Below are 20,748 nucleotides of genomic sequence, written 5' to 3'. Positions count from 1 at the left end.
CTCAAAGCAGGTAGACGCCACGGGCATCAGCGACGGTATATAACTATATTAATGGTTTGAAGAATAAATCTAGAACTTTTTTATCAAAGCGCCATTATTCCTGCGTCAGCGATCCTCCCGCCGCCGCTCCACCAACGGCACCAGATAAACCGGCACCTTGGCCAATTGCAGGACCCGCGCCGCCGTGCGCCCCAACGGCGTTTCCGCGCCCACGCCGTGGCTGTGACTGCCGACGATCAGCAAATCGACAGAGAGTTTCTGCACCTGGTCGAGAATCACCTGCGACGGATCGCCCTGCAGCACGCGCACCGCGCGAATGCGCTGCAGATCCTGCGCGCCTTCATCTCCCAGCTCTTCGCGAAAACTGTCGAGCACCCGCTGCTCGATACTGGCGATGACAGTTTTCAGACCCTGGCTGTGAAATTCGTTCAATGCCTGCTCGTCGAGATAGCTCTGCAACACCGATTCGGCAAACAGCCCCATCGGCTCCACCGCGTGCACCACGTACAGATCGGCATTGAACGTTCGCGCCAACGCCAGGGCATGCTGCATCACTAACGGTGCGTACAGACCGAGGTCAGTGGCATACAGCATCGAACGAATCATATGACCTCCTCGCGTGCCAACATGGCGGAGATTTGATTCAGCTTAGCAGTGCCTTGGCGACTACGACGGGCGACGCAACGTCTTGAACCAAAGGGCTTTAGACCGACGGTTCGTTGCTGATGCCGTGCGGCACGTGGCCGGTGGCAACGACTTCGCGGGCGAGTTCGCAGTGGCCCGCCTGGTCGTCGAAAAACACGTCGGCAGCAAACGCTTCGAGAAACGCCGATTTGGTCAGGCCACCGAGGAACAGTGACTCGTCGAGACGAATGTCCCACTCGCGCAAGGTGCGGATCACCCGTTCATGGGCCGGTGCCGAACGCGCGGTGACCAGCGCCGTACGGATCGGGCAATCATCGTCGGGGAACTCCCGCTGGAGCAAATTGAGCGCCGCGAGAAAACCTTTGAACGGACCACCACGCAACGGTTCGCGCGCCGACTCGCGCTCCTTGGCCTGGAACGCCTCGAGCCCGCCGGACTGATAAACGCGCTCCGACTCATCGGAAAAAATCACCGCGTCACCGTCAAAGGCGATGCGCAATTCGTCACTGGCCGCGCGACTGGCACCACCGGACAGAATCGTCGCCGCTGCAAATCCGGCATCCAGAGCCGCGCGCACGTCTTCGGCATGGGTCGAAAGAAACAGGTCGCAGCCAAAGGCTTTCAGATACGGATACGGACTGCGCCCGCCGACAAACGCCGCGCGGGAAATCGCCAGACCGTAATGGTGAATCGAGTTGAACACGCGCAGGCCGGTGTCGGCGCTGTTGCGCGAGACCAGAATCACCTCGACCCGTGCACGGCCAAGGCGACTGTTCAGGCTCAGGAGTTTCTCCACCAGCGGGAAGGCATCGCCGGGCGCAAGAATTTCGTCTTCGTGCTCGATCTGGTATTGCCGATAGGCTTCGACGCCGCTCGACAAGTAGACCTTGTGGCTCTCACTCAGGTCGAACAAGGCGCGTGACGAAATCGCCAGCACCAGTTTGTCATCGATGTTCTTCGCCATGCCTTCCCCCAAAGCGACCGGCCTGAACGTTGCGCCGGTCGATAAAACGTAAATTGCGATACAGCGCTTCGATGCGCGGCAGTTCACAGCCCGCCGCTTTCGCCACTGCCAGTGGACGAGCGTAGATCGCCTCCAGCTCCAGCGGTCGCTTATGTAAAAAGTCGTGGTGCATGCTCGGCCAGTAGTCGGGCATTTTCTCGGTCATCATAAACAGATAGTCGGCGTATCCCGGCGGCACGTCGTGGCCGCAGGCTTTGGCGCCCTGCACCACTTCGGCCATCAACGCCTGGATCAACGCACGGCTGTCGGCATCCGCCATCAGCGGCGTGGTGCTGGCGCCGAGCAACACCGAGAGTCCGTTGTAGGGAACATTCCAGATCAGTTTCTGCCAGCGCGCCTGCTGCAGATTGGGCATCGCCTGGGAATCGAGACCTGCGCTGCGGAACAGGCCGGCGCCCTCTTCGACAATGGCCATACGTGCAACGTCATCGATGGCCGGACCGCTGTGATAGCCAACATTGACTGCGCCCAAGGCTTGATGAGTGACTTGCCCTGGTCTCTCGCGGTGCACGCAGTTCAGGCACAAACCACCCAGCAGATGCAAAGAGTCGGGGAGCAGCTCACGCAGGCTGTCTTCGACGTCGAGGCCGTTTTGCAGCACCAGCACTTTCGCATCCGGTTTGGCCGCTTGAATGATAGAAGGCGCGAGGCCGGTGTTGCTGGTGGTTTTCGCCCCGACCAACAGCCAGTCGCATTTGGGCATATCCTCGGCGGCCGAATAGGCTTGCACCGGATTCAGTGTCAGCGGGCCATGCACCGCGCTGTTGATTTGCAAACCGCGTTCAGCCACCGCCGAAAACTCGCTGCGCAACAGAAAGTGCACATCGAAACCGGCACGCGCCAGCATTACGCCGTAGAAACCACCAATTGCGCCGGTGCCGATAATCCCTACGACCGGTTTATCAGAGCCCGGTTTATTCTCTGCCCCCATCATGGCAACTCCTCTGCAACTCGACCCAGTGCCTGCGCCAGCGCCGCGTTCAACGCATCGGCCGTCAGGCGCGTGTGCAATGCCCCAAAGAACTCGCCGTCGCGCACCACAAACAGCGCCGGCAAATGAAAGACCTGATAGCGCTCCACCAGCCCGCCGTTGTCGCCGGCATCGATCCAGCACAGGCGATCGATGTCCAACGTCAGATCCGGCAACACTTCGCGGGCATAGCGGCAACTGGCGCAGCCGACGCTGGTGAAAATCACCAGCGAAACGCCGCTCATCGCCAATAGCCGTTGGTCGGCGTCGAAATCGGTCAGTTCGGATTCGACCACTATACTGGGGGAAACAATGTCAAATGGCCGACACAGGGAGTCTGTGCTCATGGGACGTTTCATTCCTCATCCGGACGAGGTGCCGGTTGAATTAACCTTGCTCAAGCCTGAGTGTATTTCCAGGCAACAGCTGCACACTATCAGCCTCGGCGGCATCGCTTGCAATTACCACCGAGCCTGGCGCCATGGCACGGCCCTGCAAGTGCGCATGCCGTCACTCAATGCCGACATCTGCTATCCGGGCTATGTGGCGTGGTGTCTGCGACGCAAAAAAGGCTATCTGGTGGGCATCGCGTTTACCGATGAGCAGACGCTGTTCAGTGCGCGAATGGGTGAGCAGGTGTGTCAGATAGAGCGCTATTGCCGCATGCACGACACCCACGATGACCTGCAAGAAATTCAGGCAGTGGCCCTGCAATGGGTCGAGCAACACGCCGACGAGTTCTCCCACGACAGCGTGCGCAAGGCTTTTGCGCAGCCAGCGCTGGACTAAAGCACCTTTTGCCCATTGTCGAACAGGCGCTTTACGCGCTAAGGTTCCGCTCCCCGACGCGCTTAAATCTGCTGTGCTCCGCCGCGCGGGGATCGCTGGCGGCCGGCACCCGTGACCTGACGAGTAAACGATGGCTGATTTACCGATCAACGACCTAAACGTCGCCTCTAACGAGACCCTGATCACTCCCGATCAGCTCAAGCGTGATATCCCTCTGAGCGACGCTGCCCTGCGCACCGTCACCAAGGGCCGCGAAGTCATTCGCAACATTCTTGATGGCACTGACCACCGTCTGTTCGTAGTGATCGGCCCATGCTCGATCCACGATATCAAGGCTGCCCACGAATACGCCGATCGCCTCAAGGTGCTGGCGGAGGAAGTCTCCGACACCCTGTATCTGGTCATGCGCGTGTATTTCGAGAAGCCACGCACCACCGTCGGCTGGAAAGGCCTGATCAACGATCCGTATCTGGACGACTCGTTCAAGATTCAGGACGGTCTGCACATCGGTCGTCAGTTGCTGCTGGATCTGGCCGAAAAAGGCCTGCCGACCGCGACCGAAGCCCTCGACCCGATCTCCCCGCAATATCTGCAGGACCTGATCAGCTGGTCGGCCATCGGCGCGCGTACTACCGAATCGCAGACTCACCGCGAAATGGCTTCCGGCCTGTCCTCGGCCGTCGGCTTCAAGAACGGCACTGACGGTGGTCTGACTGTGGCAATCAACGCCTTGCAGTCGGTGTCCAGCCCGCACCGTTTCCTCGGTATCAACCAGGAAGGTGGCGTGTCGATCGTCACCACCAAAGGCAACGCCTACGGTCACGTGGTGCTGCGCGGTGGTAACGGCAAGCCGAACTACGATTCGGTCAGCGTTGCCCTGTGCGAACAGGCACTGGACAAGGCCAGGATCAAGCCGAACATCATGGTCGACTGCAGTCACGCCAACTCCAACAAGGATCCAGCGCTGCAACCGCTGGTGATGGAGAACGTCGCCAACCAGATCCTCGAAGGCAACCAGTCGATCATCGGCCTGATGGTCGAGAGTCATCTGAACTGGGGTTGCCAGGCCATTCCGAAAGACCTCGCCGACCTGCAATACGGCGTGTCGATCACCGATGCCTGCATCGACTGGTCTGCCACCGAGAACACCCTGCGCAGCATGCACGCCAAGCTCAAGGACGTTTTGCCGAAACGCCAGCGCGGCTGATCAGCGTCTTACAGGCATAAAAAAACGCCGGGCAATGCCCGGCGTTTTTGTGTGTGCGATTCAGATCTTGGCGGCGCGGCGCTGATGACGTTCCATGTAGCGCTCGACGTAGGAGCAGGACGGGATCACCGTGTAGCCCATTTCTTCGGCGTACTGCAACGCGCTTTCGGTCAGCGCTGCAGCAATGCCACGGCCACGCAGGGCATTGGGCACAAACGTGCGATAGATATCCAGGGTCTGTTTCCCCAGATCCATATACGTCAGGTAGGCACGATGACCGTCCACATTGGTCTCGAACTGATGACCAGCCTGGTCATGGTGGATGGACAACGCCTCGCTCATCACTACTCCTCGCGGGTCTCGAATTCTGACCCCTACCTTACCGATGTTTTTCCGGCGAAGGAACATCTACGCCACCCCGTGCCTGATGGACACCGAGAAGAGCCACACCGATCTCGCGCAACCTGGCACTGATAAATAGTAGGCACCATTGGCAAAAATGCTCAAGGTGCGCTCGTCATCAAGCGGGTTGACGGGGTTTGCTCCAAGGGACGCAGAGGTGATTGGGGAGAAGATCTTCCCGGGCCACTCACCTGAACATTGCCGGATGTTGAGACTTAAGACGTGCAGCCTTTTTTAAAGTCACCTCAACATGGACAAAGATAAGCGAAGCAGCACGCAAAATCGGAACAAAAGTGTGGACGAATTCATATAGACAGACTTTAGCCAAGACTGCAAAAACAGCACGTGGCTACGGGAACTTTTTCTCATTAACTCGCTCAGCTCGGGGCTTGCGGCTGGGTATTTTTTAAACAGCGCAGTTAAAAGTTGCTCGAAAAAGAATCAACGCCTACAATTTTTTTTGCTTCTTGCCTTACGTCAGTTTACTTACTACAAGTAATGGGTAGTATGTACGCCGGCTATTTCCTCAATCGTGAGGAGACAGTCACTTAATTTGAAAGTCCTTGAAGGGGAACACGATGAACAACGTTCTGAAATTCTCTGCTCTGGCTCTGGCCGCAGTTCTGGCTACCGGTTGCAGCAGCGCATCGAAAGAAACCGAAGCACGTCTGACCGCTACTGAAGACGCAGCTGCTCGCTCCCAGGCTCGTGCAGACGAAGCTTACCGTAAAGCTGATGAAGCTCTGGCTGCTGCTCAAAAAGCACAACAGACTGCTGACGAAGCTAACGAGCGTGCTCTGCGCATGCTGGACAAAGCTAGCCGCAAGTAATAATCCCTCGGGATTGTTATCGAGCCGACCCGATTTATCGGGTCGGCTTTTTTATTGCCCATCGTTTTGTTCAGGCAATAAAAAACCCGCCGACGCTTCACGCATCGACGGGTTCCGGAGTACGACTTACTGCTGCAGGTCGATCGGTGTATTGGCAACAATCGGTGCCGAAGTATTCGGTGTACCGATTTCCGTTGGCAGGCCATCTTCGGCTGCGACCACATCCCGCACCACATCCCAGTTCACGCGCAGGTTACTGGTGACATCTTCACGCTTGAGCATCGCGTTGATCACTGCGGTGTGCTTGTCGACCACCGAAGGGTTGCCCTTGTCGTCGATCGGCGTGTGCGCTTCCAGATAGACCTTGCCGCCACTGCTGCCGAACTTGTAGGCATCATTGAGGATGCGCACCGACGTGCCGACCGGGACCATGCCGGCCATTTCCAGCACGTTGTTGTTGAACATGCGGAAGCAGCCGTGGCTGGTGCGCATGCCGATACCGAATTTCTTGTTCGAACCGTGGATCAGATAACCCGGCGTGCCCAGAGTGAACTTGAACGGGCCCAGCGGATTGTCCGGACCGGCCGGCACTACGTTCGGTAGCGGGTCGCCATCAGCGGCGTGTTCCGCCTTGATCGATGCGGGAGGCGTCCAGGTCGGGTTTGGCGTTTTGGCGGTGATCGAAGTGTGCGCGATCGGCGAACCCCAACCCTCACGACCAATACCCAGCGGGAACGTGTACACCACGTTGCGGCCTTTCGGGAAATAGTAGAGGCGGTACTCGGCAAGGTTGATGACGATGCCTTCACGCGGGCCCGGCGGCAGAATGAAACGGGTCGGCAAGACGATTTCGGTGCCGGCGCCCGGCAACCAGGCATCGACGCCCGGGTTGGCCGCGACCATCTCCGAGTAACCCAGATCGTACTTCGTGCCGAGATCGGCGAAGGTGTCTTCGTACTTGGCTTTGATCACCTGCACCTGACCGATGATGTCTTCACCGGGTGGTGGCAGGGGAAACTCCAATGCAGCAACGGGACCGGCCACACACAGGGCGGCAAGTGACAGGCAGCGGGTGACGGCAGGAAAGCGCGGCAACATCCGGAAAATCCTTCGCATGATCAACAAGGGTATAAGAGCGCGATTGTACACCGCACTTTGAATATTCGGGGAGCCACGCCGATGGACCGTGCTGAATGCGAAAAGATCGCAGCCTTCGGCAGCTCCTACAGGATTACGCGAACCCATGTAGGAGCTGCCGTAGGCTGCGATCTTTTGCTCTTAAAGCTCGAAACGCAGCTCCGGCCAGATCGGCGAGGTGCCGCGTTTTTGCGACTCCAGAATAGCCCGGCACAGCGAACACAGGCGCTGATCCTGAAAAACCCGACGATCCACACTCGACCAGCGCGGCTGCGCCGGCAGCAGACTGCCGCACAGGGTGCGATCGGCCGAGCCACCGAGTTCGAGTTGCCGCGTCACCAGATGCACCCGCACTTCCTGGCAGGCGAACAGATCCAGCTGCTCGTCAGGCTCGATCAGTTGGTAGGCAAACAGGGACCAGGCAGAACGCGACATCGGGGGCTCCAAATAAGGGGGCGCCACATTAGCCGAAAGCCTGCCCTTAGAAAAGCCTCATAACAGCGGTTTTAGCGTCGGCCAGACATTTTCCAGCAACTTGCTCTGAGCCCCGACTGCCGGGTGCAGACCATCGGCCTGCATCAAGTCCGGATGACCGCCGACGCCGTCGAGGAAAAACGGTACCAGCGGGATCTTTTTGTCGTCGGCGAGTTTGCCGTAGACCTCGGCAAAAGCATCGGTGTAACGCTTGCCATAATTGGGCGGCAGTTGCATGCCGAGCAACAGCACCTTGGCCCCGCTCTGACGCGAACTGTCGATCATCGAGGCAAGATTTTGTTGCAATTGAGTTGGCGGCATTCCGCGCAAGCCATCGTTGCCGCCCAGTTCGAGGATCACCAGTTCCGGCTTATGCTCTGCAAGCAGCGCGGGCAGCCGCGCCTGGCCTCCGGCACTGGTGTCGCCGCTGATCGAGGCATTGACCACTTTATCGTCGAAACCCTCCTGTTTGAGCCGTTGCTCAAGCAACGAGACCCACCCCAAGCGGGTATCCAGTCCGAAACCAGCGCTGATACTATCGCCAACGATCAGGACAGTACCCGCCGCTGCGTTCTGGGCCATGCACATCAAGGCCAGGCCAGCACTCAAAAACCACACACGCATCGGATTCTCCATGGGCGCAAGCATTCTCACCGCGAAGAACCTCAGCAAAGTGGTTCCCAGCGCGGAAGGTGAACTGACTATCCTGCACGAACTCAGCCTGGAACTGAACAAGGGCGACAGCCTCGCCATCGTCGGCGCGTCCGGTTCGGGCAAATCCACCCTCCTCGGCCTGCTCGCCGGTCTCGACCTGCCGAGCAGTGGCGAAGTCATTCTCGCCGGCCAAGGCCTGAGCAATCTCGACGAAGACCAGCGCGCACGCATTCGTGCCGAACATGTCGGTTTCGTCTTCCAGTCCTTCCAACTGCTCGACAGTCTCAATGCGCTGGAAAACGTCATGCTGCCGCTGGAGCTCGACGGCCGCAAAGATGCGCGTGAGCGTGCGACCGAACTGCTCCAGCGCGTCGGCCTCGGCCAGCGCCTGACCCATTCGCCGCGCCAGCTCTCGGGTGGCGAACAGCAGCGCGTGGCGATTGCCCGAGCGTTTGCTGCCGAGCCTGACGTGCTGTTTGCCGATGAACCCACCGGCAACCTCGACAGCCATACCGGTGAGCGCATCAGCGATTTGCTCTTCGAATTGAACAAGGAGCGCGGCACCACCCTGGTGCTGGTCACCCACGACGAACGTCTGGCCCATCGTTGCCGGCGCCTGATCCGTCTTGAAGCCGGGCTGCTGATCGCCCCTCTGGAGCCTTGATGGCACGTTTGCCGCTGTTGCGTCTGTTCAGTCTCGCTATACGCCAGCTCCTGCGCGATGCCCGCGCCGGCGAATTGCGCGTGTTGTTCTTCGCGTTGGTCGTTGCAGTAGCGGCGAGTACCGCCATCGGCTATTTCGGCGCCCGCCTGAACGGCGCGATGATGCTGCGCGCGACTGAGTTTCTCGGCGCCGATCTGGTTCTCGAAGGCAGTTCCCCGGCCCGTGAAGAACAGATCAGGAGTGGTACCGAGCTGCGCCTGAATCACGCACAAGTGGTGGAGTTCTCCAGTGTCATCGCCACCGACAACGGCATTCAGCTGTCGAGCATCAAAGCCGTCGACCGCGCCTATCCGTTGCGCGGCGAACTGAAGAGTGCGCCAGCGCCTTTCGCCACCGAAGAAACCGGCGGCGAACCGCAACCGGGCGAAGCCTGGGTCGAGGCACGCCTGCTGACCGCACTGGATCTGAAGATCGGCGACAGCATTGATGTCGGCATGAAGACATTGAAAATGACCCGTGTGCTGACCTACGAACCGGATCGCGCCGGCAACTTCTACAGCCTGACGCCCCGGGTGCTGATCAACCTCGATGACCTCGCCGCCACCGGTGTCGTGCAACCCGGCAGCCGCGTGAGTTACCGCGAACTGTGGCGCGGTGAACCGCAGGCGCTGGAAACCTATCGGCAACTGATCAAACCCGGGCTCGCCGCCAACCAGCGGATACAGGATGCCCGCGATGGCAACCGGCAGATTGGCGGTGCGCTGGGCAAGGCCGAACGTTACCTGAACATGGCCAGTCTGGTAGCGGTGTTGTTGGCCGGCGTGGCGGTGGCCTTGTCGGCCAACCGTTTCGCCAGTCGCCGCTTCGATGCCAGCGCCTTGCTACGCTGCCTCGGCCTATCGCGCCGGGAAACCATGGTGCTGTTCAGTTTGCAATTGACCGTGCTCGGCCTGCTCGCCGCACTGAGTGGTGCATTGCTCGGCTGGCTGGCGCAACTGGGCCTGTTCGCGCTGCTGCATGATTTGCTGCCAAGTGATGTGCCACCGGGCGGTCTGTTTCCAGCCATCGCCGGGATCGGCACCGGGCTGGTCGCATTGGCCGGTTTCGCCTTGCCGCCGCTGGCCGCATTGGGTCGCGTGCCGCCGCTGCGTGTGCTGCGCCGGGACATGCTGCCGATTCCGTCGAGTACGTGGATGGTTTACGGCGCCGCACTGGGTGCGCTCGGCCTGATCATGTGGCGCCTGAGCCTTGATCTGCTGCTGACATTCGCCCTGCTCGGCGGTGGCGTAGTCGCCGCACTGGTACTGGGCGGCTTGCTGTTGTTGCTGTTGCAAAGCCTGCGGCGGATGCTCGCCCGCGCTTCGCTGCCATGGCGCCTGGGCCTGGGCCAGTTGCTGCGCCATCCGCTGGCAGCGGCCGGCCAGTCGTTGGCGTTCGGTCTGATTCTGCTGTCGATGGCCCTGATCGCGTTGCTGCGCGGTGAACTGCTCGACACCTGGCAAAACCAGCTACCGAAAAACGCGCCTAACTACTTCGCGTTGAACATTTTGCCGGCAGACAAACAAGCCTTCACCGATCACCTGATCAAGGTCTCCGCACAAGCTGCGCCACTGTATCCGGTGGTGCCGGGGCGATTGATCAGCATCAACGGAGAAGCGGTGCAGCAAATCGTCAGCAAGGATTCGGCCGGCGACCGTGCGGTTCAAAGAGATTTGAGTCTGACCTGGGCTGCTGACTTACCGGCGGGCAACAAGCTCACGGCGGGTGAATGGTGGAAGGAACAGCCAACCGACGGTGTTCCCGGTGTCTCGGTGGAAGGCAAAGTCGCCGAAAGCCTCAAGCTCAAACTCGGCGATCAGATGGTGTTCAACGTCGGCGGGGTCAATCGTGAAGCGAAGGTCACCAGCCTGCGCGAAATCAACTGGGACAACTTCCAGCCGAACTTCTTCATGATCTTCCAGCCCGGTACGTTGAAGGATCTGCCGGCGACTTACCTGACCAGCTTCTATCTGGCGCCAGGTCATGACCAGCAGATCGTCGAACTGTCACGCACGTTCCCGGCAGTGACCATTCTTCAGGTCGAAGCGCTGCTCGAACAACTGCGCAGCATCCTCGCCCAAGTCACCCTGGCGGTCGAATATGTGTTGTTGTTTGTGTTGGCGGCGGGCATGGCCGTACTGTTCTCCGGTTTGCAGTCGACGCTCGATGAACGTATCCGCCAAGGCGCGCTGTTGCGTGCCTTGGGTGCAGAGCGGCAGTTGCTGATCAAGGCACGGCGCATCGAGTTCGGTTTGCTCGGTGCGGTCAGCGGCCTGCTTGCAGCGATCGGTTCGGAAGTGGTGAGTCTGGTGTTGTATCGCTACGCGTTCGATCTGCCGTGGCACCCTCATCCGTGGTTGCTGGTGCTGCCGTTGATTGGCGCGGCGCTGATTGGTGGTGCCGGCGTGTTCGGTACGCGTCGGGCGCTCAACGCAAGTCCACTGACAGTGTTGCGTGAGGGTTGATAGACTCAGGCGGTCTTAATCACAAGAAGTTGCCATGAGCCGTTATCGCCCTCCCCGCACCGCCGGCACCGCGCTGATCACCCCTGAAGGTGAAGCGCGGATGCGTGCCGAATTTCATGAGCTGTGGCATGTGCGCCGCCCGCAGGTGACGCAATCGGTCAGCGAGGCAGCGGCTCAGGGTGATCGCTCGGAAAACGCCGAATACACCTACGGCAAGAAAATGCTGCGCGAGATCGACAGTCGCGTGCGCTTTCTGACCAAACGTCTGGAAGCGTTGAAAGTCGTCAGTGAAAAACCCAGTGATCCGAACAAGGTCTACTTCGGCGCGTGGGTGACCATCGAAGACGAAGACGGCAAGCAATCGCGCTACCGCATCGTCGGTCCGGATGAACTGGATCTGAAACTTGGCCTGATCAGCATCGACTCACCACTGGCCCGCGCCTTGATCGGCAAGGCGCTGGATGCGGAAGTCAGGGTGCAGACGCCAACCGGTGAGCAGTTCGTTTACATCGTCGCTATCGACTATCCGTAAAGCGTATTAGCGGCGAGTGATCAGGCCCTGCCGCGCAACGCGGACCAGTTGCTTGATCATCTCTGGCGCATCTTCGGCAGTCGGGGCCTGAATCACCGCAAGATCAAAACTGTCAGTGGCAAAACGTGCCAGCGACTCGCCGTCTTCGACAAACTGGATGAGGAACGCGGCAGGACCGCCGCTGCGACGTGGCCAGCCATCGAGATAACGCAACAGCGTCGGCTGATGTTTGCCGCCAAGGAGAATTTTCGGGTTGCGCTGGGTGATATGTGCCGTGATCGGCGCGGGACGTGCTGGAGGGCGTAGTGCATTCATCGTGTCGTGTCTCTGCCTCAAAAGTCTGCATGGCAGGTGAGAGGCAACACCGAACCAGCGCTTTAGCGGTATTTCGAAGCCCTGTTTCGGCTTCTGACGGCAACTGTTGAAGTCACCTGGCGCCCCGCAAGTAGCTGTTTAAATCGGCGCATGGGCAACATCCTAGAGAACGTGACCGATCAGTGTCAAGAATCAGCCGCAACAAAAAAGGCCCGCACGATGCGGGCCTATTTCCTTGAGCCAGAGCGCTCAACCGGCGATGGCGCGATCCACCGAGAGCTTGCCGGCGCCTTCGATCAGCACGGCGAGACTGCCACCGAGCAGGGCCAGAGCGAACTCGTAACCGTTGTTAGCCATAAACAGACCGTTGCTGATGTGTACGGTGAAGATCGCCACCAGCGACAGGAAGGTCAGACCCAATGCTGCCGGACGTACCAGCAGGCCGATGATCAAAGCCAGGCCAGCGAAGAACTCAGTACCGCCCGCCAGGGTCGCCATCAGGTAGCCCGGGTGCAGGCCAATGCTGTCCATGTACTGAGCCGTGCCCGCCAGACCATACCCACCGAACAGACCGAAGAGTTTTTGCGAGCCGTGAGCGGCGAAGATCACGCCGACCGCAATGCGCAGAATGGTCAGACCGTAGCCGGCGCGAGTGAACAGTACTTTGTTGATCAGAGAGCTCATGGGGCATTCCTTGTTTTTGCGAGAAGTTGTGTGTGTTGGTTGGCCGCTATATTAATCAATAAATTTCATGTTAAAAGCGCAAATATTCCGCCATAACAATCAACTTATTAGATCATTTCCGTGAGACGACTTTTTGCGCCCCGGGCTCCAACGACTCCCGCTCCCGGTCGAACGCCAAGTAATACTTGTTCACGCTATTAACATAGCTGACCGGCCCCATTCCTACCTGCTCCATGGCGATGCGCTCGACCTGAAAGAACCACTGATTAGGGTTCAGCCCGCGCCGCCGGGCCTCGGCGCGCATGCCCTGCACGCGCTCGGGGCCAATGTTGTAGGCCGCCAGCGTGAAGGCCATGCGCTCGCGCTCATTGAGTTTGGGGCTGTTGAAAAACTTGCGGCGAATCATCGCCAGGTACTTGGCTCCGGCCTGCACATTCGCATCGAGATTCTGAATATTGTTCACGCCGACGCGCTGTGCAGCGGACGGAGTGATCTGCATCAGCCCGGTCGGGCCACTGCCGCTGCGGGCGTTGGGTTGCAGGCGTGATTCCTTGAACGCCAGCGCGGCCAGATTCAGCCAGTCCATGTTCTGCGCGGCAGCGTGCTTTTGCAGAGTCGGGCGCAGTTTTTCGAGACGCTGGCGATCGGCCTTAGCCAACGGATTGTGGACTTGGTACAGCCGTCGATAGATGCGCAAAAACGCAGCATCTTCGTTCGAGGGTTTCTTGTAACCGCCGAGGAAGCGGTCAATGCTTGCACGCAACATTGCGGCGTCGCGGCGCACGAACCAGTACTCCTCGCCCGGCTCGCTGATGATCAGTTGCCGGTCAAAACGCAGCTTCGGCAGGATCTTGCCCCAACGCTCGGCTATGGGTTGCTCGACGATGGTCAGGTGAAAAATCCCGCCCTGAACCATTTCCAGCACATCTTCGACCGCCAGGGTCGGATCGACCCATTCGATCTTGATCGGCGCCAGTTTGTGCAACGCCAGTTTCTGATTGAGCTGACTGACCGCCTCCCCCGCCGCACTGCCGGTGGGCAGCGCCAGTGTTTTGCCGGAGAGCTGCTCGACCTTGGTGTAGCGCCGCTCGCCCTTGATACCGACCAACACCAGCGGCACGTTGCTGGCGACCGGTTCGCTACTGGCCACGGCATAGCCAGATTGCAAATCAAGCAATTCACCCGGTGCGACCAGATCACCTTCGCCGCGCTGCAAGGCGCCGAGCAATTGATCCTTGGCTTTGGGAATGATCTTGAGGGTGATTTCCTGGCCATCGCGAGCATGGCCATTGAGGTATTGCTCGAAGGCGCGCAGGCGATGGTATTCGACGCCGATGGCTTGGCCCTGGACTTCGCCGGAGCTGTTGCGGCTCTGGTTGACCAGCACGCGCAACACACGACTGCTGCGAATCTCCGACAAGTCCCGCACCTTGGCGGCTGGTACAGCTTGCAGTGGCCCGGGCAGGCGCGCAACCGCCGTCATCGGCAGCAGCAGCGATCCACACAACAAGAGCAAAACCGAGGGACGAACCATCCACTCTCCGGAAAGAATACGGGGCGACTTCATCGTTAAAGATCGAAATCACCGTCGAAAACAGAGCGCCATGAGCGCTGGCAACGTGCGAGAGACTGGCACAGTAATGGCACTTCTACCAAACCGGTCTGCGTCGCGGCATCAACAGACAGCCATAACTCGTTGTAGTTCTTGGCTTTTCTTATGAATCTACAGCTCTGGTATGCTTTCCGGCCTTCGGCCCGAGGTAGCAACCATGCAACTCATCGATATCGGCGTCAACCTGACCAACCCCAGTTTCGCCGACAAACATCAGGCCGTGCTTGATCGCGCCTATGCCGCCGGGGTCTGCCAATTGGTGCTGACCGGCACCAGCGTCGAGGGCAGCGAACAGGCTCTGGAGCTGTGCCAGCAACTGGATGAGAGCGGTCAACGGCTGTTCGCCACCGCCGGTATTCACCCGCATTCGGCCAGTGACTGGAACGCTGACAGCGCCCGTCGTTTGCGTAGCCTATTTCAAGAAAAAAATGTAGTCGCCGTGGGTGAATGCGGACTGGATTTCAACCGTGATTTCTCGCCGCGCCCACAGCAGGAAAAAGTCCTCGAAGAACACCTGGCCATGGCCGTCGAGCTGCAACTGCCGGTGTTCCTGCACGAGCGCGATGCCAGCCAGCGCCTGCTGGAAATCCTCAAAGGCTTCCGCGATCAACTGCCCGCCGCTGTGGTGCATTGCTTCACCGGCGAGCAAAAGGCGTTGTTCAGTTACCTCGATCTGGACTTGCACATCGGCATCACCGGCTGGATCTGTGATGAGCGCCGAGGCACGCATTTGCATCCACTGGTCAAAGAGATCAAACGCGGGCGCCTGATGCTGGAAAGCGATGCACCTTATTTGCTGCCGCGCACGCTACGTCCGAAACCGAAGAACGGCCGCAATGAGCCGGCGTATCTGACTGAAGTGCTGCGCGAAGTGGCGCTGCATCGCGGTGAAACCGAGGAAGATCTGGCGGCGCACACCACCGCGTGTGCCCGCGCGTTCTACAACCTTCCCGCATTGGCGTAAGCCGCAAAAGATCGCAGCCTTCGGCAGCTCCTACAGGGCATACGCCATCCCAATGTAGGAGCTGCCGAAGGCTGCGATCTTTTGATCTCTTGACCCACATCAATTCGAGTCCTCTGCATAGCAGCACAATGCTGGCACCTTGCCAAAACTGTTTCCGCTATCAGAGAAGACCTCCATGGGTGCCTGGCTTAGCAATATCTCGCTGAAATACAAATTCTGGGCGGTCAATGCGGTCGCCTTCGTCACCACCCTGTTGCTGGTGCTGTACGCCGTGCAGCTCGAACAACAGGCGCGCAGTCACGCGTCTCAGGCCTCGGCGCAAGCCCAGGCGCAATTGCTTAAGGCCTGGCCGGCCGGGCAGCCATTGCCCAAAGCCGATCAGGTGCTGACCTTCAAACGCGGCGAAGCGCCGCGCCTGAATGATCAACCCTTGCTGGAAATCACTGAAAGCAACGGCTGGAACGAGATCAATCAGCTGCCGCTGTTCGGCGACAATCCGTTGATGGGCGCCGAAGTGTTCAGCCGCGCCGACGGTCAACAGGTCGCGGTGATTGCCTATGGCCCGAGCCTGAGTCAGGTGTTCAGCGAGCGTTTCGCCAATTACGCGGTGGCGGTGTTCATCCTGATGTTCGCCATGCTCTGTGCCTCGCAACTGTTGATCCGCTTCCTGCTCAGCCAGCTCAACACGTTGAAAGACGTAATGCTTCACGTTGAGAAAAGCGGCGATCTCTCGGCCCGTGTGCCGCTGGCCGGGAAAGACGAAGTCGGGCAGATGGCCAACGCGTTCAACGCGATGCAGGCAGGTTACCAGCGCGTTGTGACGACCGTCGCCAACACCGCGCGGCAACTGGATGTCGGCGCGGCGCGACTGGCATCGAGCATGAACGAAGTGCGCCACGGCATGCTCGGCCAGCAGAGCGAAACCGATCAGGCGGCCACGGCGATCAATGAAATGACCGCCACCGTTTATCACATCGCCCAACACGCCGGCGCCACCCGCGACCTGTCGCAGACCGCCGATGGCCTCGCCGGCAGCGGTCAGCAAGTGGTCGCGCGGGTGCAGCACTCGATTGCCGGGCTGTCCAGCGGCGTGCAGCAGACTGCCGAGATGATTCAACGGCTGGCCGAGGACAGCCAAAAGATCAACGGCGTGGTCAGCGTGATTCACAGCATTGCCGAGCAGACCAATCTGCTCGCCCTGAACGCCGCCATCGAGGCCGCTCGCGCCGGTGAAATGGGCCGAGGGTTTGCCGTGGTCGCCGATGAGGTGCGCAATCTGGCGAAGCGGGTGCAGACCTCGACCGACGAGATAACTACGATGGTCTCGGCGTTGCAGGCTGGCACCCGCGACGCGGTGGACTTCATGCAGGAGAGTTCGTACAAGGCCGACGATTGCGTGCAGCAGGCGCAAGAGGCCGGGGCGGCGCTGGCGGAAATCACCGGCGCGGTGGCGCAGATGCGTGAGAGCAACACGCAGATTGCCGTGGCGGCGGAGCAGCAAAGCCAGGTCGCCGAAGAGATGAACCGGGCGGTGGTGAGTATTCGCGATGTGACCGAGAACACGGTGCAGCAAACGGTGGATTCGGCGACGACCAGTAATGAATTGGCGACGTTGGCCGGGGAACTGAGCAAGGCCATAGGTCAGTTGAAACTCTGAAGATCTAAAGATCGCAGCCTTCGGCAGCTCCTTGTATGTTGCCCTCACACCAGTCAATTGAGATCTAAGCTCGCTGGTGCGGACATACGAAGATGTGTTTCTGGGGGAGACCGATCGCTCCTAAAGGCAGGACTTGCTCCTGACCTTGTCTGTAGAGAGGTCCCCCCGCCTCATTGCCCACCACGAAGAGTATCGAGAAGCCGACAAGTCGGACTTCGCATTACAAGGTTGCAGTGGCATGAAGTTCGAGGTCAGGGGAACCAGGATGCATTTCTAACCCAGTTCACTCGGAGTTGAAAGCATGAGCATGCATGTCGGTTTGGATGTGGGGTCTCGCACGACCGCCATGGGCTGGCGCAACGACGGCCGTTTTGCAGGGGCCTGCAACATCGACCAAACACCCGCCGGGCGCAAAGCAGCGGTCAACAGGTTGCTCGAGCTCAAGCCTTTATCCGTAGTGATGGAGGCCACCGGCATCTATTACCTGGATTTGGCCATGGAGCTCACCGCGGCGGGTTTGCCCGTTTCGGTTATCAACCCGAAGAGCTTTCATAACTTTGCCAAGCTGATGCTGAAAAACAGCAAAACCGATGCGATCGATGCCCAGTTGCTAGCCGAATACGGCGAACGCATGAGCCCAAAATTGTGGACGCCGCCCACGACCATACAGTTGGAACTGCGGGCTATCGGAAGGCATATCAATCGTTTGACGTGTCATCGCACCCGAGCCAAGAACGAGCTGCATGCGCTGAAAGCTACTCAAACAACCGTGAAAATGCTGATTGAAGACGAAGAAGAAGCCATTGAAGCTTTTGACAAGCGAATCGAGCGTTTCAGGCTCGCAGGTCGGGCGCTGATCGACAACTGCCCGACGCTAAGCGCCCAGTTTGGGCACATGATCGCAGCGCCGGGCATGGGCGAAATTTCAGTATTTGCGGCACTGGCTGAATTGACGACCTTGCCAGTGACACTTAAGTCCGCGCAGGTCAGCCGACATGCAGGACTCGATGTGCGGCTTACGCAATCAGGTACCAGCATCGATAAACCTGGGCGGATAAGTAAGGGCGGAAACGCCTACCTACGTTCAGCGATGTACATGCCAGCGCTGACTGCCATACGTTGCGACAGCAACGTGAAAGCCTTTTACGAAGCGTTGATCGGGCGAGGGAAGAGAAAGATGCAGGCTATCGTCGCCGTCATGCGCAAATACCTGACCGGCTTGTGGGCCTGCATGCGAGCCGGCGAAGATTTCAATACGGCCAAGCTTTTTAGCGCAAAAGATCTCGCAAAAGCTTGACCGTGAACAGAGTATCTACAGGTGTACGCATTTCAATGTAGGAGCTGCCGAAGGCTGCGATCTTTTTTGTCCATCATCCCTATGATGCCAATAGCCAACCTTGATTCGCCGCCCTCCACGCCCGGGCCTATTCTTCAACCATGAGTTCAACATGGATCGAGGAGTAGAAAACATGGGCAAACGTCACCCCAACCTTCCCGCGTGGCAATGGCGCGCGTACCCGGGCAATCATCAGCACCCGACCAATCTGGTGTTGCACCTGATCGCTGTGCCGTTATTCATCGTCGCGTTTCTGCTGATTGTCTCCGGGGTGTTCAGCCTGAGCCTGGCCAGCGTCGCCATCGGCGTGATCGGAATCGTCGCGGCGCTGGGTTTGCAGCGTCACGGCCACAGCCTGGAGACGCAAGCCTCCGAGCCGTTCAGTGATCGTAAAGATGCGATGTCGCGGTTACTGGTCGAGCAGTTTCTGACTTTTCCGCGCTTCTTTCTCAGTGGCGGCTGGTGGCGCGCCTGGCGTGAGCGCCATCGCCGGCACTGAGTCAGGCGAAGATCGTTACCGTCTGACGACTCATCGCAATCAGCTCACCTTCCGCGCTCCACAGCTTGGCGGCGACATGGCCGTAGCCGTCGGCGGCGTACTCGATGTCGGCCAGGTATTGGCACCAGTCCAGCGTGCTCAAGTCGTGTAACGGCTGAACGAATTCGATGGTCCAGGTCAAGGTGCTGCCCGGTGCCGGCTTCTTCAGATACGGCAGCAGTGCGGGCGGCCATGCATCCACCAGGGCCAGCAGATGCGCCTCTTTGACCGGCTCTTCTTTGACATCGCCGCGTAACCGCACCCAGCCTCCCATCAAACGCGATTGATTACCGGTGAACGGCATGCCGCCGACGCTCCAGCGCATCGCCAGATGACGCATGAATTCCGGGGTCACGCCTTTGATGTAAGGCAGCTCCTGGCATTCGTCCCAGTGTTTCATTGCCGGCGCCGGATACGCTTCCACGGCGACTTCCGAGGGCCGTGAAGCACCGAAGCTGCCTTGAACGATTGTTACCACCTGACCATTCTGCATCGCCCGGCCCATGACCTGGCTGACGGCTTTGCCTTCGCGCAGCACCTCCACTTCGAAGCTCACCGGGACTTCAGGCTCGACCGGTCCGACAAAGGTGATCGCCAGCGAACGCACCGGGCGATCCGCCGGGACTTTCGCGCGCATGGCTTCGTATTGCAGCGCGGCAACCAGACCACCGAAACTGGCACGGCCCTGACCCCATTCGGCAGGAATCGTCAGTTCCGGTTGGCGGCGGACCGCATCGAGCAAATCGCTAAAGCGCATGGGGCAACCTCAGAAAACGAGAAAGGAATGCAGGGATCTTAACCAGACCTGCCGAGCGCCGCAGCGTCTATTCCGGTCAAATGGGCTGACAGAAAGGCCTTACACCCATATCAGCCACATTGAAGATCCCTTGTAGGAGTGAGCCTGCTCGCGATAGCGGTCTGACAGCCAACACAGTTGTTGAATGTCAGACCGCTATCGCGAGCAGGCTCACTCCTACAGGGGGTTGTGGTGATTCAGGATTATTTGAAACAGGCTGAACTGAGTTTTTCCAGCACGCGATCAGCCTTGCTTTCAGCGTTGATCATGGTGGCCTGCCAAGTGGCGACGCACGGTTGAAGGTCCGCCTCCAGCTCGGCTTTCGCCAGCCACTGCCAGCAATCGTGCCAGTCACCCAGCGCGCCCTGGGCGGACTTCAATCGCGCCAGCGCCGCTTCGGGCAAGCGATCCAGTTCGGGATAGGCTTCGATGCCGTAGCGCACGCGCTTGATCAGCAAGCGCAGGCGATGGCGGTCGTGGGCCGGATCGTGCAGCGCCTCGTCGAGTTTCTGCCATTGCTTGCCGAGGCGTTTTTCGATGCGTTTGTCCAAGCCTTTGAGCAAGCCCTGACGCTGGGAGGCGCGCAGGAATCGCGGGAACGCGTCGAGAATCATCAGCAGCGAGGCCACTTCGGCACTCGCCGCCAGCGCCGGATAAGCCTCGGCCATCTGCGCCATGCGCCGTTGCGCAGCTTCGGGTTGATCATGCGCGAGCAGATAAGCCGCCAGTACCTCGCGATCACGCCATGGCGTGGTCAATTGGCCGACTGCCGAAGCGGCGTCTTCCAGTTGCTCGACACCGGGCAAACCGCGCAATGGCCGCAACAGGCTGCGCAAGCGCCGCACCGTGGTGCGCAGATCATGCAGCGCCTCGGGGTCGGTACGTGCCGTCAATCGCGCCTGACAGGCCAGCAGCCGCACCTCCAGACTCAGGACATGAGCCACCAACCGATCAACCAACGCAGACATCACTTGCTCCTGATTCAAATGGCTCTGACGATCATTCTGCTGCCTA

General features: G+C 59.4%; 23 protein-coding genes. 10 read left to right on the top strand and 13 right to left on the bottom strand.

The window, feature by feature from the left end:
• Window positions 1-105: 105 nt before the first annotated feature.
• From ACOYXE_RS02180 to ACOYXE_RS02165, 4 genes are all read right to left on the bottom strand, one after another.
• On the bottom strand, window positions 106-606 hold the full coding sequence (locus ACOYXE_RS02180; protein ID WP_460927517.1) for a universal stress protein: 501 nt from the start codon (window positions 604-606) through the stop codon (window positions 106-108).
• A gap of 97 nt (window positions 607-703) precedes the next feature.
• The gene (locus tag ACOYXE_RS02175; protein ID WP_122844743.1) at window positions 704-1,609 is read right to left on the bottom strand and encodes a 5'-nucleotidase; all 906 of its coding nucleotides are present in this window, start codon (window positions 1,607-1,609) and stop codon (window positions 704-706) included.
• Complete coding sequence (locus ACOYXE_RS02170; protein WP_460927514.1) at window positions 1,590-2,603, bottom strand: putative 2-dehydropantoate 2-reductase; 1,014 nt, start codon at window positions 2,601-2,603, stop codon at window positions 1,590-1,592. The genes ACOYXE_RS02175 and ACOYXE_RS02170 overlap by 20 nt, the downstream gene beginning before the upstream one ends.
• A complete protein-coding gene (locus tag ACOYXE_RS02165) occupies window positions 2,600-2,986 on the bottom strand; it encodes a thioredoxin family protein (protein WP_460927512.1) in 387 nt (128 codons plus the stop codon). The genes ACOYXE_RS02170 and ACOYXE_RS02165 overlap by 4 nt, the downstream gene beginning before the upstream one ends.
• On the opposite strand from ACOYXE_RS02165, the gene ACOYXE_RS02160 reads away from it, so the two are divergent.
• Both ACOYXE_RS02160 and ACOYXE_RS02155 read left to right on the top strand, forming a co-directional pair.
• Complete coding sequence (locus ACOYXE_RS02160) at window positions 2,985-3,428, top strand: PilZ domain-containing protein (protein WP_016985504.1); 444 nt, start codon at window positions 2,985-2,987, stop codon at window positions 3,426-3,428. The two genes, ACOYXE_RS02165 and ACOYXE_RS02160, sit on opposite strands and share 2 nt — an antisense overlap.
• A gap of 130 nt (window positions 3,429-3,558) precedes the next feature.
• Entirely contained in the window at window positions 3,559-4,635 is a 1,077-nt protein-coding gene (locus ACOYXE_RS02155; protein WP_160058920.1) for a 3-deoxy-7-phosphoheptulonate synthase, read from the top strand.
• A 60-nt stretch (window positions 4,636-4,695) separates the two neighbouring features.
• Here the strand turns inward: ACOYXE_RS02155 and ACOYXE_RS02150 are convergent, their stop codons facing one another.
• Window positions 4,696-4,977 (bottom strand): GNAT family N-acetyltransferase, encoded by a 282-nt coding sequence (locus ACOYXE_RS02150; RefSeq protein ID WP_003226804.1) that lies wholly within the window; start codon window positions 4,975-4,977, stop codon window positions 4,696-4,698.
• Window positions 4,978-5,615: 638 nt separating this feature from the next.
• On the opposite strand from ACOYXE_RS02150, the gene oprI reads away from it, so the two are divergent.
• Window positions 5,616-5,867, top strand: a complete 252-nt coding sequence (gene oprI / locus ACOYXE_RS02145; RefSeq protein ID WP_003199355.1) for an outer membrane lipoprotei OprI — start codon at window positions 5,616-5,618, stop codon at window positions 5,865-5,867.
• Window positions 5,868-5,993: 126 nt separating this feature from the next.
• Here oprI and ACOYXE_RS02140 read toward each other — a convergent pair whose 3' ends face one another.
• The 3 genes from ACOYXE_RS02140 to ACOYXE_RS02130 form a co-directional block, all read right to left on the bottom strand.
• On the bottom strand, window positions 5,994-6,965 hold the full coding sequence (locus ACOYXE_RS02140) for a L,D-transpeptidase family protein (RefSeq protein ID WP_127929247.1): 972 nt from the start codon (window positions 6,963-6,965) through the stop codon (window positions 5,994-5,996).
• 180 nt (window positions 6,966-7,145) lie between these two features.
• Complete coding sequence (locus tag ACOYXE_RS02135; protein WP_007908575.1) at window positions 7,146-7,439, bottom strand: hypothetical protein; 294 nt, start codon at window positions 7,437-7,439, stop codon at window positions 7,146-7,148.
• 57 nt (window positions 7,440-7,496) lie between these two features.
• A complete protein-coding gene (locus ACOYXE_RS02130; RefSeq protein ID WP_160058921.1) occupies window positions 7,497-8,102 on the bottom strand; it encodes an arylesterase in 606 nt (201 codons plus the stop codon).
• 10 nt (window positions 8,103-8,112) lie between these two features.
• On the opposite strand from ACOYXE_RS02130, the gene ACOYXE_RS02125 reads away from it, so the two are divergent.
• From ACOYXE_RS02125 to greB, 3 genes are read left to right on the top strand one after another with little or no spacing between them, the layout of a single operon-like run.
• Window positions 8,113-8,796: an ABC transporter ATP-binding protein gene (locus tag ACOYXE_RS02125; RefSeq protein WP_160058922.1), complete on the top strand. Its 684-nt coding sequence runs from the start codon at window positions 8,113-8,115 to the stop codon at window positions 8,794-8,796.
• Window positions 8,796-11,300 (top strand): ABC transporter permease, encoded by a 2,505-nt coding sequence (locus ACOYXE_RS02120; RefSeq protein WP_160058923.1) that lies wholly within the window; start codon window positions 8,796-8,798, stop codon window positions 11,298-11,300. Before ACOYXE_RS02125 ends, ACOYXE_RS02120 begins: the two co-directional genes overlap by 1 nt.
• A 34-nt stretch (window positions 11,301-11,334) precedes the next feature.
• A complete protein-coding gene (greB, locus tag ACOYXE_RS02115; protein WP_003226818.1) occupies window positions 11,335-11,832 on the top strand; it encodes a transcription elongation factor GreB in 498 nt (165 codons plus the stop codon).
• A gap of 6 nt (window positions 11,833-11,838) precedes the next feature.
• Here greB and ACOYXE_RS02110 read toward each other — a convergent pair whose 3' ends face one another.
• From ACOYXE_RS02110 to ACOYXE_RS02100, 3 genes are all read right to left on the bottom strand, one after another.
• On the bottom strand, window positions 11,839-12,147 hold the full coding sequence (locus tag ACOYXE_RS02110; RefSeq protein ID WP_077573983.1) for a hypothetical protein: 309 nt from the start codon (window positions 12,145-12,147) through the stop codon (window positions 11,839-11,841).
• Window positions 12,148-12,396: 249 nt separating this feature from the next.
• Window positions 12,397-12,831: a DoxX family protein gene (locus ACOYXE_RS02105; RefSeq protein ID WP_007908568.1), complete on the bottom strand. Its 435-nt coding sequence runs from the start codon at window positions 12,829-12,831 to the stop codon at window positions 12,397-12,399.
• A 112-nt stretch (window positions 12,832-12,943) separates the two neighbouring features.
• Entirely contained in the window at window positions 12,944-14,365 is a 1,422-nt protein-coding gene (locus ACOYXE_RS02100) for an MltF family protein (RefSeq protein WP_160058924.1), read from the bottom strand.
• 235 nt (window positions 14,366-14,600) lie between these two features.
• On the opposite strand from ACOYXE_RS02100, the gene ACOYXE_RS02095 reads away from it, so the two are divergent.
• From ACOYXE_RS02095 to ACOYXE_RS02080, 4 genes are all read left to right on the top strand, one after another.
• A complete protein-coding gene (locus ACOYXE_RS02095) occupies window positions 14,601-15,407 on the top strand; it encodes a TatD family hydrolase (protein ID WP_160058925.1) in 807 nt (268 codons plus the stop codon).
• A 175-nt stretch (window positions 15,408-15,582) separates the two neighbouring features.
• Window positions 15,583-17,064 carry a methyl-accepting chemotaxis protein gene (locus ACOYXE_RS02090; RefSeq protein WP_160058926.1) on the top strand — a complete coding sequence of 494 codons (1,482 nt, stop codon included), beginning with the start codon at window positions 15,583-15,585 and terminating at the stop codon, window positions 17,062-17,064.
• A gap of 301 nt (window positions 17,065-17,365) precedes the next feature.
• Complete coding sequence (locus ACOYXE_RS02085) at window positions 17,366-18,361, top strand: IS110 family RNA-guided transposase (RefSeq protein WP_160055410.1); 996 nt, start codon at window positions 17,366-17,368, stop codon at window positions 18,359-18,361.
• 172 nt (window positions 18,362-18,533) lie between these two features.
• Window positions 18,534-18,899 carry a DUF962 domain-containing protein gene (locus ACOYXE_RS02080; protein ID WP_160058927.1) on the top strand — a complete coding sequence of 122 codons (366 nt, stop codon included), beginning with the start codon at window positions 18,534-18,536 and terminating at the stop codon, window positions 18,897-18,899.
• Between the two features lies 1 nt (window position 18,900).
• Here ACOYXE_RS02080 and ACOYXE_RS02075 read toward each other — a convergent pair whose 3' ends face one another.
• Window positions 18,901-19,695: an acyl-CoA thioesterase gene (locus ACOYXE_RS02075; RefSeq protein WP_160058928.1), complete on the bottom strand. Its 795-nt coding sequence runs from the start codon at window positions 19,693-19,695 to the stop codon at window positions 18,901-18,903.
• A gap of 242 nt (window positions 19,696-19,937) precedes the next feature.
• A complete protein-coding gene (locus ACOYXE_RS02070) occupies window positions 19,938-20,702 on the bottom strand; it encodes a CHAD domain-containing protein (RefSeq protein ID WP_460927504.1) in 765 nt (254 codons plus the stop codon).
• Window positions 20,703-20,748: the final 46 nt, after the last annotated feature.

It is taken from the genome of Pseudomonas sp. MC6, assembly GCF_054790575.1.
Note: the sequence above shows the minus strand (reverse complement) of the source record. Positions and strands in the feature narration are given on the sequence as shown.